Source organism: Hwanghaeella sp. 1Z406, from assembly GCF_048892425.1.
Lineage (GTDB): Bacteria > Pseudomonadota > Alphaproteobacteria > UBA8366 > Aestuariispiraceae > Pacificispira.
In genome coordinates this window covers 335,779-350,700 of the sequence record NZ_JBLZHU010000003.1, presented here as the reverse complement: position 1 = coordinate 350,700, position 14,922 = coordinate 335,779, and the positions used below count along the sequence as shown (strand labels likewise).

Genomic DNA, 14,922 nt, shown 5'->3' with positions numbered 1-14,922 from the left:
ATGAGCGCAGTGGTGTGCTCATACCATCAACCTCTTACAAACCGGTCACCCCGGACGTGATCCGGGGTCCAGGGCCGCATAGTGAGATCACAGCGTTACGCCCTGGATTCCCGCTTGCGCGGGAATGACGCGATCTTTCATCCGGTGCCTTATCTTGCGGCTGAGCCTCTGTTCTGCCGTCTCGCCTGTTAAGGGCAGGCGGGAAATCCCTCACTCCTGATCGCCGTTTCCAGACCGATGTGGCATTTCGCGATAGTCGCCCGATTGCATTTCCATCAGCCGGGACACGGCGCGTTCAAATTCAAATGCATGGGTGCCTTCCCGATATAAGTCGTTCGGGGCGGCATCTGCGGCCATGATCAGATTGACGTGATGTTCGTACAGCGCATCGATCAGCGTCATGAAGCGCTTAGCCTCATTGCGGCGATCCTCTGTCAGGCGCGGGACGCCGTTCAGGATCAGCGTGTGGTACTTTCGTGCCAGTGTCAGATAATCTTCCGCCCCCAGCGGTTTTCCGCATAGGTCATCAAACACCACCATGGCAACGCCGCGCGCCGCTTTCGGCACAGCGATTGTGCGGCCTTTGACCTTAAAGCTATCGGCCTCTGCCGCCGCCCCCTCGGTCAATTCGTCGAACGCCTGATTTAACGCCTTCGTCGCGGGGGCACCCAGCGGGGCATGATAGGTTTTCAGGGATTTCAGACGGATCAAGCGGTAATCGGTTGGCGATTCCAGATGCAGGATATCCAGTTTCTTGTGCATCAGCTTGATAAAGGGGATGAACTGTTCGCGTTGCAGTCCGTCTTTATACAACTCGTCTGGCGGCCAGTTGGATGTCGCCACCACGACCACACCCCGCTGGAACAGCGATTCAAACAATCGTCCCAAAATCATCGCGTCGGCAATGTCGGTCACATGGAATTCATCAAAACATAGCAGCCAGGTCTCATCGGCAATGCGTGCGGCAATTCTGGGCAGCGGATCATCCTCTTTCGTGTCGCGTGTCTTCTGCGCCTCGCGCCAATTATGGATGGCACCATGGACCTCAATCATAAATTCATGGAAATGGACCCGACGTTTGCGCTGGACCGTTGCCTCTTTATAGAACAGGTCCATCAGCATGGATTTGCCGCGCCCGACCCCGCCATACAGATACAAGCCCTGGGGCGGGTCTTCCCGTCGCCGCGCCAGACCCAGCTTTGCCTTCCATCCCCCGGCATTGTCCGAAGGTCGATAGTCGGTCAGCGCTTTGAACAGGCCTTGCAGTTTTTCCGCCGCCAAGGCCTGGCAGGAATCAGCTTTTAGCTGTTCATCCCGAACCAGGGCCCGATATTTGAATAATGGACCGGCCGGATCATCATCTTGAGGGGTGTTATCAGTCAAATCCAGAGACTTACAGATTGCGATTGGGGACCTGAATCATGCGCCAGAATCGGCGCTGGTTCAATGCTGGGATCGCTGTTTTACGATCTGGATTCAAAGGGGCGCATGAACAATCGCAGGAAGGGTTTTTCCGGCTCCCGCTCGACGCCAATAGACATTGTCGGACTGCGGGGTGTTTTGTTAAAGGTGCGAAACAGCCTGTCCCAGAAACTGAACAGATTGCCATAATTGGAATCCGTGTCCCGTCGGATCGCATGATGATGAATCCAGTGAATAGCAGGGGTAATCACAATCCAACCCAAAGCCTTCTCCAGCCTGGGCGACAGTTTGACATTGGAATGGGCGAAAATCGCTGCCAGTAGAACCTGAGTTTCAAATACCAGAACGCTCTCCAGCGGAATATCCAGGCTGATGACGATCACGGCCCTGGCTAAGGCCGACAGCAGCACTTCACCCCAATGAAAGCGAAAGGCGGTTGTGCTGTCCAGGGTCGCATCCAGGTGATGCACCTCATGAAAGCGCCACAACAGCGGGAATTCGTGATTCGCGCGGTGCCAGAAGTAAATCAACATATCCAGAATCAGCAAATCTGCCAGCAGGCCGCCAATCCCGTCCCACCAGGGGGCGTAGGCACTGCGCCAGTCGGGTCCTGTTGTCGTCGCCCAGACGCTGATTGGAACGACAATGAATATCGATAGGATAACATTGGTGCCAAACAGGCCGCCATTGCTGAACAGCCGCCCGGCCTTTCCCTTCGCATCCAGGGGCACGATCGCGGCCGGGCTTAGCCGTTCCATGATGAAGAACAGAATAACCCACCCTACCACAATGACGGATTTATATGCCAACAGGGTTTCGGTCACGGTTTCCATAAGCCATAATCTGTGTCGAACACGCCGCCGGGGCAAGACACGCCAATGGCGGCGCAGTCACACCTGCGTTACCGCCTATAACGTACCATCCCCTCTTGTATATGAGGATTCTTGATGTCTGTACCCTTGATTGGTGTTTCCGCCTGTATGTCACAAAACGAGGCAGGCAGCGTGTATCATCATGTCGGCCATAAATATTTCGATGCGGTGGCATCGGCGTCACAGGCGATCCCTCTGGCTATTCCAGCCCTGCCGGGGGCCTTGGACCTGGACGTTCTGGTGGCGCGCCTGGACGGTCTGTTCCTGTCGGGCAGTCCATCGAATGTCGAACCTCAGAACTATGGAGGCCCGGCCTTTCGGGCCGACACCAAGCGCGACCCCAATCGGGATGGCGTGACCCTGCCGCTGATACGCAAGGCGATAGAGGCTGGGCTGCCGTTGTTTGCGGTCTGCCGGGGTCAGCAGGAATTGAATGTCGCCCTGGGGGGAACCCTGCACCAGCATGTCCATGAATTGCCCGGCAAGCGGGATCATCGTGCGCGCAAGGACCTGCCTGTCCAGGACCAGTATGACGTGGCCCACCCGATTGATGTTCAGCCCGGCGGCATGCTGGCGGGGCTGAATGGCGCGACCGGGCAGGTGATGGTCAATTCGCTGCATGCTCAGGCGATCGACCGGCTTGCCGATGGCCTGTTTGTAGAAGCGGTCAGCGATGATGGCATCATTGAATCGGTCAGCCTGCCAGGCTCCAAAGGGTTCCTGTTGGCGGTTCAGTGGCATCCGGAACATCCGACCGCCCTGAAATGGCCGTTGAGCAAGGCCATGTTCCGGGCCTTTGGCGATGCTGCCCGTCAGCGCGCCCAATCCCGATAAAATTCACCCGATATCCTTACAGTTTGAAAGAGAGACCCGATGCGTATTGTGACCTGGAATATCAACTCTGTCCGCCTGCGCATGCCCATCGTGGAAAAGCTGGCCCAACAGGTTTCGCCCGACGTCATCTGCTTGCAGGAAACCAAGGTTCATGACGACCAGTTCCCGTTCAAGGATGTTCAGGCACTGGGCTATCCCCATATCGCGATCAATGGGATCAAGGGCTATAACGGGGTCTGCATCCTCTCCAAACACCCCTTGAAGGATATTGGATCCCACACCTGGACCGGTAAGGCGGATGGTCGCCATATCTATGCGACCCTGCCCAACGGGGTTGAGGTACATTCCCTCTATGTCCCCGCTGGCGGGGACGAGCCGGATCGGGCGATCAATGATAAATTCGGCCATAAGCTGGATTTTGTTGACGAAATGGCCGTTTGGTTCGGTCAGAACCGGAAGGCAACCGACAAGATCATGGTGATGGGCGATCTGAACATCGCGCCCCTGGAACATGATGTCTGGTCCCATAAGCAATTGCTGAAAATCGTCAGCCACACGCCGATTGAGGTCGAAAAATTCAATGCGGCCCAGACCGCCTTCGGCTGGATCGATTGCATGCGCAAATTCGTGCCGGATGAGGAAAAGTTATATACTTGGTGGAGTTACCGGTCCAAGGACTGGCGCGCTGCCAATAAAGGCCGCCGCCTGGACCACGCCTGGGCCACACCCCCGCTGGCCGATCAGGTCACCGCTATGCAGGTCCTAAGCGACGCCCGCGACTGGGAAAAACCGTCAGACCATGTGCCGGTTATCCTTGATCTGGCGGGGTAATGCCAAGACAGTCCACCCGGCACCCCCTTGACCCCGGCAGGTTTGCAGATTACCTAAAGTTCTAGATTTGTGCTGAAATGTAATGGAAGAATGAGACATGGCGATCCTGCCGATCTTGGTGGCACCGCATCCTGTGCTGAAGAAAAAGTGCACCCCGGTTGAGGCGGTGGACGGGCATATCCGGCGTGTGCTGGATGATATGCTGGAGACCATGTATGACGCGCCGGGTATTGGTCTGGCTGCGCCCCAGATTGGTTTAGCCAAACGGATGCTGGTGGTGGATTGTGCCGGGCGTGGGGAAACGCCGCAGCCGATGAAAATCATCAATCCGGAAATCATTGCGGCATCCGACGACTTGGCCAGCTATGAGGAAGGCTGCCTCAGTTTTCCGGAACAATATGCCGATGTGAAGCGCCCAGCCCGGGTGACGGTAAAATATCTGGATGAAACGGGCGCGGAACAGACGCTTGACGCAGACGGCCTGCTGGCGACCTGTATTCAGCATGAAATCGACCATTTGGATGGTGTGGTCTTTGTGGATCATATATCCTCGTTGAAACGGGGCATGATCATGCGCAAGCTGCAAAAACTGATGCGTGGGAAGCCCCGCCCGGACGTCGCGGCGGAGTAGTTCCGCCCCATCCAGCGCTGCGCCGCATTAAGGCCAGAACCCTGTCAGGAACCAAAGATGACGAAGCTGCGCGTTGCCTTTATGGGGACACCGGGATTCGCTGTACCCGCCCTGGATGCCATAAAACGGGCCGGACATGAGATTGAGGCTGTGTATACCCAGCCGCCCCGCCCCGCCCATCGGGGGAAGAAGGAAACGCCCAGCCCTGTGCATCAGGCGGCCTTGAAAATGGGCATTCCGGTGCGCCATCCCAGCAGTTTGAAAACGCAAGAGGCCCAGGCGGCGTTCAAGGATCTTGCCCTGGATGCGGCAATTGTCGTTGCGTATGGGTTAATTCTGCCTAAGACAATTCTGGATGCGCCTCGATTGGGCTGTTTGAACATTCACGCTTCTTTGCTGCCGCGCTGGCGGGGGGCCGCGCCGATCCAGCGGGCAATCCTGGCCGGAGACGACGAAACCGGTATTTCCATCATGCAGATGGACGAGGGGCTGGATACCGGTCCGGTCCTGCTGGAAGAACCAATGCCGATTTATCATCGCAGCACTGCCCAGAATTTGCATGATGATCTGGCGGCACTGGGGGCTCGTTTGATCGTTGAGGCCCTGGACAGTCGCGCCAGTGGTCAGATCACGCCCAAGCCACAGCCTGATGCCGGTGTGACCTATGCTGATAAGCTCCAAAAATCGGAAGGGTTTATCGATTGGACCCAGAATGCAGCGGATCTGGACCGCCGGGTCCGCGCCCTGACACCCTGGCCGGGCTGTTTCTTCGACTATGGCGGGGAGCGCATCAAGTTGCTGCAAGCGCTACCGGCTTTTCCGGATAGGCAAGCCCCGGCTGGAACCATCCTTGACCCCGACGCGGTTGTTGCCTGTGGTACAGGTGCGCTGAAATTGCTGCATCTTCAACGGCCGGGCCGAAGCCCGGTTTCTGGGGGGGATTTCTTGCGGGGACTGCGCCTATCTCCTGGTGATTGTTTGCTTGGTGATAAACAGGCCTGAAATACGAAACGGCGACGAGATAGTCTCGTCGCCGCCGTAACCGTTGAACCGAAACCGGATGGGAGGGGCAGGATTTTGGCCTCGGTTCTCCGGAACTTCCGAAGCGGCATCGCCTTTTGGACCCGCCGCCTTACACCCTTACAATAGGCCGTCCGGGCCCGTCTGGCTGTGATGGGTGTCACAGCCTGCGAAAAAAATTTATTTTTTTGCTTTTTTGCAGAATGGCACTTCAGGCGACGGTCAGCAGAAGGTTAAAAGGGATGGGTTGGGCCTCAACCCTCCTTCTTATATGGGCTGCCTTCCGCCAGTTCTGCCCGCAACCGCGCCTCATACAGGCGTTCTTTATTCAGGAATTGATTAACCGCGCTGCGGAAGCCCTCATTGGGCAGCAGATGAGCGGAATAGGTGGTGACGGGCAGATAGCCACGCTGGACTTTATGCTCTCCTTGGGTGCCTGCTTCGACGCGCCTCAGCCCATGGGTGATCGCATAATCAATGGCCATGTAATAACACAGCTCGAAATGCAGGAATTTATAGGTTTCCAGACAGCCCCAATTGCGCCCGAAAATCGCATCACTGCCCAGCAGGTTCAGGGCCCCTGCAATCGGGATATCGTCGGCATCAAATGCCAGCATCAGGACCACGCGGTCGCGCATGCGCGCATGCAGCAGATCAAAGAAATCCCGCGTCAGATAGGCGCCCCCCCATTTCCGGTCATAGGTATCGGTATAGAACTCATAAAATGCATCCCATAGTTCAGGGGTGATCGAATCCCCCGTCAGGGCTTTGGCGGTCAGGCCTGCTTCGGTAAGGGCGCGGCGTTCCTTGCGCACAGCCTTGCGTTTACGGGACGAAAACGCCTCCAGAAAGTGCTCAAAGGATGTATAGTCGTCATTGTGCCAATGGAACTGGTGACCGTGGCGGATCAGGAAACCGGTATCTTCCAGGGCTTCTGCTTGCGGCTCGGTGACGAAATTCACATGCAGGCTGGAGACGCTGTGCCGCTCTACCAATTGTGCCATGGCACTGATCAGATATTGGGTCGCAGCAGCCGGATCTGGCGCGGCGGCTGTCAACAGGCGCGGCCCTGGCACGGGGGTAAAGGGCACAGCGGACAGTAGCTTGGGGTAATACTGACCGCCTGCGCTTTCATAGGCATGCGCCCAGGAATGATCGAATATATATTCCCCCTGTGAATGACCCTTTAGATACAGCGGCATAGCTGCCAGCAAGCACCCTGCGGAATCGCGCAGCAGAAGGTGCTGGGGCAACCAACCGGTTTCCGCCCGGACCGATCCGCTTTCTTCCAGGCTGGAAAGGAAGTCATAGGAAACAAAGGGGTTTTCCGCCCCGGCGCAGGCATCCCAGGCAGCCTTGTCGACTTCCTTTAAGGACGCACAAACCTCTATCAGCAAACTGTACTCGCCGTCGGGCATTTTGGGTCCTTGATCGCAAAGTGTCTTAAGGGAAGTTTGGCGCGCGCCATTCAGCTTTCAAGGGGAAGGCAAACAAGTTCTAATTAGAACTATTTCAGCGAGGTGCCTGCAGGCAGAGTCAGGATTTCACTTTAAACGTACCCTTAATTTACATTTTCAAGCAGTGGAGAGAGGGTGGAGCCGAAGTACTTTTGTCCTTCGAAGGTCCAATGGTTATCGTCCATAAATAGGGCGGTTCCCGATGAGTCAAAAACCATACATTCCTTAACTGTATCTCGGCATATTGTTGATAGGACATCATAATATCGTATGTCCCAGCGACGCGCTGCGTTACTTAAAGTCTCATTCAGTCGGATGCGCTCTTCTTGACCAAGATTATACAACATTCTTGCAACTTTTTGTGTTGGGCCTTTGGTCGTCAGAAGCGTCACGGGGTCAATAGGGAGTTCCAGTGCTCCCCATAAGATGATATCTGCGTTCGGGAAGGCCTTAAAAAACTTAACCGTTGGATCGAGATATTCAAGATTCGAAGAATGCCAACGGGAGGCCACGATGATTATATCTGCTTCCTGTGCGTATTTTAAGTTCAGCAGTTCCACCTTTTGTGCCTTGCAGCTCTCAGATATCGTGCTTGTCGTTATTCCATGAACCAAACGAGAGGCTAGGGATTGGCGAACAGATTCAGGCATATGGCAATGGATACTTAGATTAAATGTGTAAAAGACGTAATCATTCTGAAATAGGTCTCTGTTTTGTGAAAGTGCGTTAAATAGGTCTTTACTGTGACTATCACCAACAATCAGAACGCTTTTCTTGTTACTTGATTCTGCATCAACAGGAAGTTTGTTGTGGGTTTCAAAAAACGCCTCATTCGCTAAGGCTCCATCCTCAAGCTGGCGCTTTATTCTATCCGAATACGTTGATGAGAAGCGCCACCCCCAACCATTTGTATAAGAAGCGCTATATGCGAGAGCGGGAAACACAGCAAAGAAAACAAATGAACCCAAGATTGTTATTAGTTTTAGGCGAAATTGATTGAATTGCAGGCGCGACCCGACAACTTTAATTTGGTTTCTTATCGGTATATCAACAAACTTCGATAGTATAAAAGCCATTACAAAGCTGGCACTGATAAGAACGGTTTTTTCTAAAGGTGAAACAGGGCTGAATGTTGCATATTGAAAAAACACCAGAACCGGCCAATGCACCAGATAAAGCGGATAGCTGATTGTTCCGATACTCACGATTACCTTGTTCTCAAACATTTTTCTGACGATGGGCGGACATTTTGGGCAACTATGAATTACCAGAGCAGCGCCGACACTTGGTAATAATCCATAGCCTGACGGAAATGGCATAGTAGTTTTAAAAAAGAAAACACTTACTAGAATTAGTCCCAAGCCAAAGACCAATAATGTTGTGTTTATCAGAGTGTCTTCTATTGTTTTCCGACTTACGGCGTAAGCTAAGGCGCCAATCATAAATTCATAGAACCGGAAAACTGGGACATAGTAGCTGGACAGACTTGTATCAAACGCCACAGCCCCAAGAATACTCGATAAGAATATGAGAACTAAAAAAAGAGGGCCAATAAACTTCTTAAACTTAAAGAAGAAAAATAATGTTATTGGCCAAATCAAGTAGAACTGCCACTCCACCCCAAGAGACCACGTATGTAGAAGTGGTTTTAGTTGGGCACCTAAATCAAAATACCCAACCTCTCCAATATAAAAGATATTTGATGCAAAAACCAATGCATACAAAGACGCTTCACTGAAGCGTTCAAAATGCAGAGGTGAAAAATAGATGGCTGCAAGCAGAAAACTTCCAAATAATACAATCAAATAACTTGGCAGCAAACGTCGGGCTCGGCGCAGATAAAATTCAACAATGTTAAATGACTTATTATGAACATTTTTAGTTATAATTCCCGTTATTAGAAATCCACTGATTACAAAGAAAGGGGCCTATCCCCTTCGCATACGTAACTAGGGTAATCTAATGGAAATAGAGCCGACATCAGAAATGCCTCTTGATGAGGGAATCCGTGATGCTGTTCTTGTGTTGCGCTCTGCTGGTGTTGAGACGTTCGAGTCTTGCGAGGGGGGCGGCGATCACCCGTTTGCAGAACCAACGGTTCGTTTTCACGGTTCCCGCTCAGAGGGATACAAAGCGTTCGCTATTGCTGCGGATGCTGGCCTAAAGGTGCAGTCGCTTCAAAGGGTGTGGCCTATTATCGAGGGGGAAGTCACCGGCCCTTGGTGGCAATTGGTGCTACAAAGGCCGGTGAGGTGCCCTTAGCTTAGTCTGGCGCAATGGCTGCAGAGTGGCTTGCCGCCTGTGCCTGCCTTCTTGTTCACTGTTTCGATGTTATTGCCTTCTGTGCACTTCGTGTTGTTGTGGTGAACGGTTTGTTTGATTGAATGCCATGGAGAAACCTTAGTCACGGCGTAACCTCCTATTTTGAGTTGTAAAGTCGGAGATTAACACATCATTTGAATTGATGTCATTGACTAAAGCGGTAAAGCACAACTAACCTCTCTCAAAACGGGAGGGGTGAATGGCAGAGCGCGATGTTTCGGCGATAGCGTCGGAGGATGATCTGTGGGATCTACTCGAATCCCTTATGGACGGCTCAGTAAGTGGTCGGGCTCGCGTCTATCTGGATGGGTGGAGCCCTGAGATACTGTACTTCCCTGATGAGCCGACAGGGCACACAATTTCGCCAGCAGCAGCAAAAGCGGTCACTGACCTGCACAAGAGCCTTTCACGTTCTTACGCTTTTCTTGCATATGGCACCAATAACGCTGGATTGTTGCGGATAGATGATAAAAAGCTTCTAGATATTCGGTTCGTGGTAACGGATGGAAGTAGCGGTCTAGATTTAGAGGATTACGTTCTTGAGGCAATTTTATCGGGGTTGACTGAGAAAATGACCGGCGCGCAGATAACAATCACAATCGTTCTTTTTCTGGTTTTGTATTTCAGCCAGAGTTTTGCTCGGCACTGGGTTAACAGCGTCTATGAGCAGAAGAGACATGATCGATCAGCGGGGGAGCGCGTACAGTTGAGCGAGCAAGAGACGCGCCGCGCTGAAATTTTAGCTAACGCACTAAGAGAACATCCGAATCTTGCACCAATGCAGGATTATTCCGACGATGCGCGACGTAGTTTAATTTCTGCTGCCCGCGCATACCCGCGAAGTCGGGTTTTGGGCGCGGATTTAACCGCTGAAGAGGCCAGAATTATTCTATCGTCAGACCGCGAGCAAGGTGTAGGAAGGCGAATAGACGGTCGGTTTGAAGTCGCTCGGATCAATACCGAAGTCGATGATGGTCACTTGTTTCGCCTTAAGGCAACCGACTCATCCGTAGAAATAGATGCCCAAGCAACCAGAATTGATTTGCCACAAGAAGATATCCACCTTCTGTTTCAGGCGGCGGAAAGTAAAGAGAACGTGTCCGTCCTTATAAATGCATGGGTTGTTGGCGAAAGAATTGTTAAGGCTACTGTGGTTCGGGTGGAAAAGGTGAATGGCGGAGAAAATGACGACACTTAAGAAGGCTATAAAGGACGGCAACCTAGAGGCCTTTATCCAGGAACATGAGAAAGATTCTCCGGGTGATGCTGATAAGCTGAACGCTGCCCTTAGGAAACCGGCTTCTCAAAAGACGAAAGAAGTTCCGAAAGCATCGTCTCGGCACGGTTCCGACGATTAAAGCGGTATTCAAACTCTTTCGCGTACCGCTCAAGGTATTTGGCAGAGACGTGAACGTGAGTACCACGGATACCGTTCTTAAGGTGACGCCAGAAGTTTTCGATACCATTCACTGAGGCACCGTCAAAGCCGACGTATTCGCCTTCTGAGTGGTTCACGCTCTTTGGGTAATAGTCGTGGTTCTCAAGTCCCTCATAGGACTTTAATTCGTCTGTATGGACGCTGGTTTCGGGCTTCACGTGCTGTTGGATGATAGGTAGCAGCGTTGCCCGCTTAACATTAGGAACAACCTTAACCATTACGTCGCCGTCGCGTTGAAGCATGCCCATCAAGATGGTTTTGTTTTCGCCCGAGCGACCACGTTTGCCGCCGCGTTTGTATCCACCGACAACGGTTTCATCTATTTCGACGTGTTCGCCGCGCCCACCAAGCGGGTTCTCGCCGTCAATCTCTGCCATATGCTGGCGGATCATCTGGCCCATGCGCCACGCGGTTTTGTAAGTCACGCCTAATTGGCGCTCTAATTCCTTACCAGAGACGCCGTGACGGGTCGTAGTGAACAGGAATATCGCATAGAACCAAAGTTGAAGCGGAGTACGGGATTGCTCAAAGAGGGTTCCAACGGTCGGGTGGATATGATGCCCGCACCATTGGCAGGAGAAGGCCCGTTCTGCTTTGATAGGGTACCACTTGGCTTCACGCTCGCACTTAGGGCAGGTGTGGCCTTGTCCGAACCTAACGTCGAACAGGTGCTTAAGGCACGTGTCGTCGTCGGGGAACATTTGAAAGAACTGGCGTATCGTCGTGGGCTTCATGGCTTTCTCCTATAACTAGGAGATGGTGATTGCCCCACCGTATGTCAAGGGGATATTCCCCCAAAGAAAATATCAACACCAACAAAACCACCACTAAAAAACCCAATATCATAATGAAATAAAATCACGAATAAAACGGATAAGCCGCGTAGACCTTCAATGTCTGTTCGATAGTTTTTTTCATGAGAATTTTCTAAGTGTGTCATCTTTTAATATTATTTCGTGAAATATTTTTTGATATAACAAGTATTTGGCGAAAATGGTAAAATTCTCTCAAAAGATATCGCCTTCGTATTATTCCATCAACATTGTTATCAGGCTTTTGATAGTTTTGTCGTTAGCAAATTTCGACCTCGCCAATCGGCACCCCGTCAGCTATTTCCTATGGCTTGCATATAGCACAGGTCCAAATTTGGCTCGCAGGTTTGAGAGAATTTTCATGAATAGGGCTATCCTCCAGGCAACTGTTGATGCTTTAGCCGTGCTTAATGCAACACCGTGTAAGACGTGAGGTGATGATTATGAGCACATCTGAGAACAGGACCGATGCGATTGTTATTGGGGCGGGGCATAATGGCCTGTCTTGCGCAGGGTATCTGGCGCGGGGCGGGTTGAAGGTGACGGTGCTGGAGCGGCGCGACGTGATCGGTGGCGCGGCCCTGACGGAGGAATTTCATCCCGGCTTCCGCAATTCTGTCTTTTCTTATCTGGTAAGCTTGCTGGATCAGCAGGTGATCCGGGACCTGGACCTGTTTCAGCATGGCCTGGAATTGCTGCAGCGTCCGGGGGGCAGTTTGTCTATCCTGCCTGGCGATCATCTGTACCTGCCCCGGGATCCCGCATCGGCCCAGCAGGCTCTGGCGCGGTTTTCCGCGGCAGATGCTGCGGCCTATCCCGAATTTGAAGATTTGCTGGAATCTTTGGGCGACGCCATTCGCGTGATCGCCACTCAGGTGCCCCCCAATTTTGGTGGCGGGTTGTCGGATCTATGGAAAGTATTGGGGCAGGCGAATGTTCTGCGCAAATTGCCCGCAGACCGTCAGGCCGACCTTGCGGAACTGATGACCATGTCGATTGGCGATTTTCTGGACCGCTGGTTTGAAAGTGATCCGATCAAGGGCCTGTATGGGTTTGAAGGCATCATCGGGAATTTTGTTGATCCCTATGCCCAGGGATCGGCCTATGTCCTGTTGCACCATATCTTTGGTCAGGTGGATGGGCGCACCGGCGCCTGGGCCTATGCCAAGGGCGGCATGGGGGCGATCACCCAGGCGATGGCGCGCTATTGCCGCAGTCAGGGTGTTGATATCCGGACCAATGCGGCCGTTTCAGAGGTGATCCTGGATAAGGGGGTCGCGAAAGGCGTTGTTCTGGAGGATGGAACCGCACTTCATGCCCCGGTCGTCGCGGCCAATTGTCATCCGCAGATCCTGTTTGGTCAGTTGATTGATCCGGCCCTGACACCGGACCGGTTTGCCAAGCGTGTGGCGGGCTGGCGCAGTGAGAGTGCGACCTTCCGCATGAATGTTGCGCTGAGCGAATTGCCGAAATTCGATACGGTCGATCATGATGAAAACGGGTTGACCGCGATGAAGAATACCATCGATATCGCCCCGTCTTTGGATTATATCCGCGCCGCCTATGATGATGCCCGCATGCAGGGCTGGTCCAAGGCCCCCGTCGTATCAATGTGCATTCCGACCCTGATGGATGACAGCCTGGCCCCGCCGGGGGGACATGTGATGAGCCTGTTCTGTCAGCATTTCCGGCGTCATCTGCCAGATGGGCGCAGTTGGGATGATGTCCGTGAAGAGGTCGCCGATCACATCATCGATACGGTCGCGGCGCACAGTCCCAATTTCCGCCAAGCCATTGTCGGGCGTCAGATCAACAGCCCACTGGATATTGAGCGTAAATTGAATATGGTCGGGGGCGATATTTTCCACGGAACCCTGCATCTGGATCAGATTTTTGCCCTGCGTCCGGCACCCGGCCATGCCGACCACCGCATGCCGATTCCCGGTGTCTACCTGTGTGGGTCCGGTGCCCATCCCGGCGGCGGCGTCAGCGGTATTCCGGGGCGCAATGCCGCACAGGAAATTTTAAAAGACGTTAAGCGAAGGAAAGTTGGATGAATTTCTGGAAAAAAGGCCGGGATCAATCCCTTCCTGAGTTTATTGCCCTGATCGCTCTGCAGATTTCAATGGTCGCCCTGACCATCGATGCAATGTTGCCCGCCTTACCCGCCATTGGTCAGGAATTGGGCGTGGTGGAAGCCAATGATACACAATTGGTCATCTCGCTGTTCTTTCTGGGCTTTGCCGTGGGTCAGTTTTTCTATGGCCCGCTGTCTGACTCGCTGGGTCGAAAGTCGATGATCCTGGCAGGGATTGCCATATTTGGTGTGGGCTGCATTCTGTCTCTGGTATCCTGGAATTATGAAACCATGCTGTTGGGTCGCGTATTGCAGGGGTTGGGTGCTGCGGGACCACGCACGGTGACGATCGCGGTGGTTCGGGATCGGTATGCCGGGCGCGGCATGGCGCGGATCATGTCCTTTGTGATGGCAGTGTTTATCATCGTGCCCGCCTTGGCACCCGCGATTGGGCAGGCGGTGCTGTTCGTTGCCGATTGGCGCGCGATTTTTCTGTTGTTGATGGCGTTAGGTCTTATCTGTGCCGTCTGGATGATGTTCCGACTGCCAGAAACCCTGGCCGATAGTGACCGGATGCCCCTGTCCCTGGCACGCATTGGTTCGGCGGTAAAAGAAACAGTCTGCAACCGACATGCCTTGGGCTACACGATCTCCGCAGGCTTCATTTTTGGTGCCTTTGTCGGCTATCTGAACAGTGCCCAGCAGATATTTCAGGATGTTTTTAACCTTGGGGATTTGTTTCCGCTGTTCTTTGGAATTCTGGCCCTTTCGATTGGGGCATCGTCGGTCGTGAACGCCCGCATTGTGATGCGGTTTGGGATGCGGTTTCTGTCATTTGCGGCGGTTTTCACCCTGACAGGTCTGTCGCTCGGTTTCCTCATTGTCGACATCGTGCTGGCGGGACATCCGCCGCTTTGGGCATTCATGCTGTGGGGCATGACCAGCTTTTTCTGTATTGGATTGTTGTTCGGGAACCTGAATGCCCTGGCGATGGAACCATTGGGGCATATCGCCGGGACAGGCTCTGCCGTGGTCGGGGCGTTGACCACCCTGATTTCATTGGTCTTCGGAATTGTGGTTGGACAAGCCTTCGACGGGACTGTTCTGCCGTTGGTTATCGGGTTTGCCAGTCTGGGGGTCATTTCCTCAATCACGATGATGATCACCAATCGCGGCCTTCGCGGTGCGGGCGCTCAATAGGATGAA

At 53.1% G+C, this 14,922-nt stretch carries 11 protein-coding genes and 1 pseudogene; 7 read left to right on the top strand and 5 right to left on the bottom strand.

Translation table 11 applies throughout. The features are described 5' to 3' along the window. Window positions 1-210 precede the first annotated feature (210 nt). Window positions 211-1,383, bottom strand: coding sequence for a cell division protein ZapE (zapE, locus tag ACOSDR_RS09015; protein ID WP_420723535.1), 1,173 nt, complete (start codon window positions 1,381-1,383; stop codon window positions 211-213). 80 nt (window positions 1,384-1,463) lie between these two features. After that, complete coding sequence (locus tag ACOSDR_RS09010) at window positions 1,464-2,255, bottom strand: sterol desaturase family protein (RefSeq protein ID WP_420731014.1); 792 nt, start codon at window positions 2,253-2,255, stop codon at window positions 1,464-1,466. 114 nt (window positions 2,256-2,369) lie between these two features. Here ACOSDR_RS09010 and ACOSDR_RS09005 point away from each other — a divergent pair, with 114 nt between their 5' ends. The 4 genes from ACOSDR_RS09005 to fmt all read left to right on the top strand — a co-directional run bounded on the left by ACOSDR_RS09005 (window position 2,370) and on the right by fmt (window position 5,592). Continuing rightward, complete coding sequence (locus ACOSDR_RS09005; RefSeq protein ID WP_420731013.1) at window positions 2,370-3,128, top strand: gamma-glutamyl-gamma-aminobutyrate hydrolase family protein; 759 nt, start codon at window positions 2,370-2,372, stop codon at window positions 3,126-3,128. 39 nt (window positions 3,129-3,167) lie between these two features. After that, the gene (xth, locus tag ACOSDR_RS09000; protein WP_420723538.1) at window positions 3,168-3,959 is read left to right on the top strand and encodes an exodeoxyribonuclease III; all 792 of its coding nucleotides are present in this window, start codon (window positions 3,168-3,170) and stop codon (window positions 3,957-3,959) included. Between the two features lie 97 nt (window positions 3,960-4,056). Then, window positions 4,057-4,590 (top strand): peptide deformylase, encoded by a 534-nt coding sequence (gene def, locus ACOSDR_RS08995; protein ID WP_420723539.1) that lies wholly within the window; start codon window positions 4,057-4,059, stop codon window positions 4,588-4,590. Window positions 4,591-4,647: 57 nt separating this feature from the next. Next, window positions 4,648-5,592: a methionyl-tRNA formyltransferase gene (gene fmt, locus ACOSDR_RS08990; protein ID WP_420731012.1), complete on the top strand. Its 945-nt coding sequence runs from the start codon at window positions 4,648-4,650 to the stop codon at window positions 5,590-5,592. A gap of 272 nt (window positions 5,593-5,864) precedes the next feature. Here fmt and ACOSDR_RS08985 read toward each other — a convergent pair whose 3' ends face one another. Further along, the gene (locus ACOSDR_RS08985; RefSeq protein WP_420731011.1) at window positions 5,865-7,028 is read right to left on the bottom strand and encodes a GNAT family N-acetyltransferase; all 1,164 of its coding nucleotides are present in this window, start codon (window positions 7,026-7,028) and stop codon (window positions 5,865-5,867) included. Between the two features lie 143 nt (window positions 7,029-7,171). Next, complete coding sequence (locus ACOSDR_RS08980; RefSeq protein WP_420731064.1) at window positions 7,172-8,980, bottom strand: acyltransferase family protein; 1,809 nt, start codon at window positions 8,978-8,980, stop codon at window positions 7,172-7,174. A 608-nt stretch (window positions 8,981-9,588) separates the two neighbouring features. Between ACOSDR_RS08980 and ACOSDR_RS08975 the strand changes: the two genes are divergently transcribed. Continuing rightward, window positions 9,589-10,587, top strand: a complete 999-nt coding sequence (locus ACOSDR_RS08975; protein WP_420731010.1) for a hypothetical protein — start codon at window positions 9,589-9,591, stop codon at window positions 10,585-10,587. Between the two features lie 155 nt (window positions 10,588-10,742). Here ACOSDR_RS08975 and ACOSDR_RS08970 read toward each other — a convergent pair. After that, window positions 10,743-11,561 (bottom strand): annotated as a pseudogene (locus ACOSDR_RS08970) (IS1595 family transposase); the annotation flags it as partial. A 521-nt stretch (window positions 11,562-12,082) separates the two neighbouring features. On the opposite strand from ACOSDR_RS08970, the gene ACOSDR_RS08965 reads away from it, so the two are divergent. Together ACOSDR_RS08965 and ACOSDR_RS08960 are read left to right on the top strand one after the other, a co-directional pair. Further along, the gene (locus tag ACOSDR_RS08965) at window positions 12,083-13,696 is read left to right on the top strand and encodes a phytoene desaturase family protein (protein ID WP_420731009.1); all 1,614 of its coding nucleotides are present in this window, start codon (window positions 12,083-12,085) and stop codon (window positions 13,694-13,696) included. After that, complete coding sequence (locus tag ACOSDR_RS08960; RefSeq protein ID WP_420723544.1) at window positions 13,693-14,916, top strand: multidrug effflux MFS transporter; 1,224 nt, start codon at window positions 13,693-13,695, stop codon at window positions 14,914-14,916. Before ACOSDR_RS08965 ends, ACOSDR_RS08960 begins: the two co-directional genes overlap by 4 nt. Window positions 14,917-14,922: the final 6 nt, after the last annotated feature.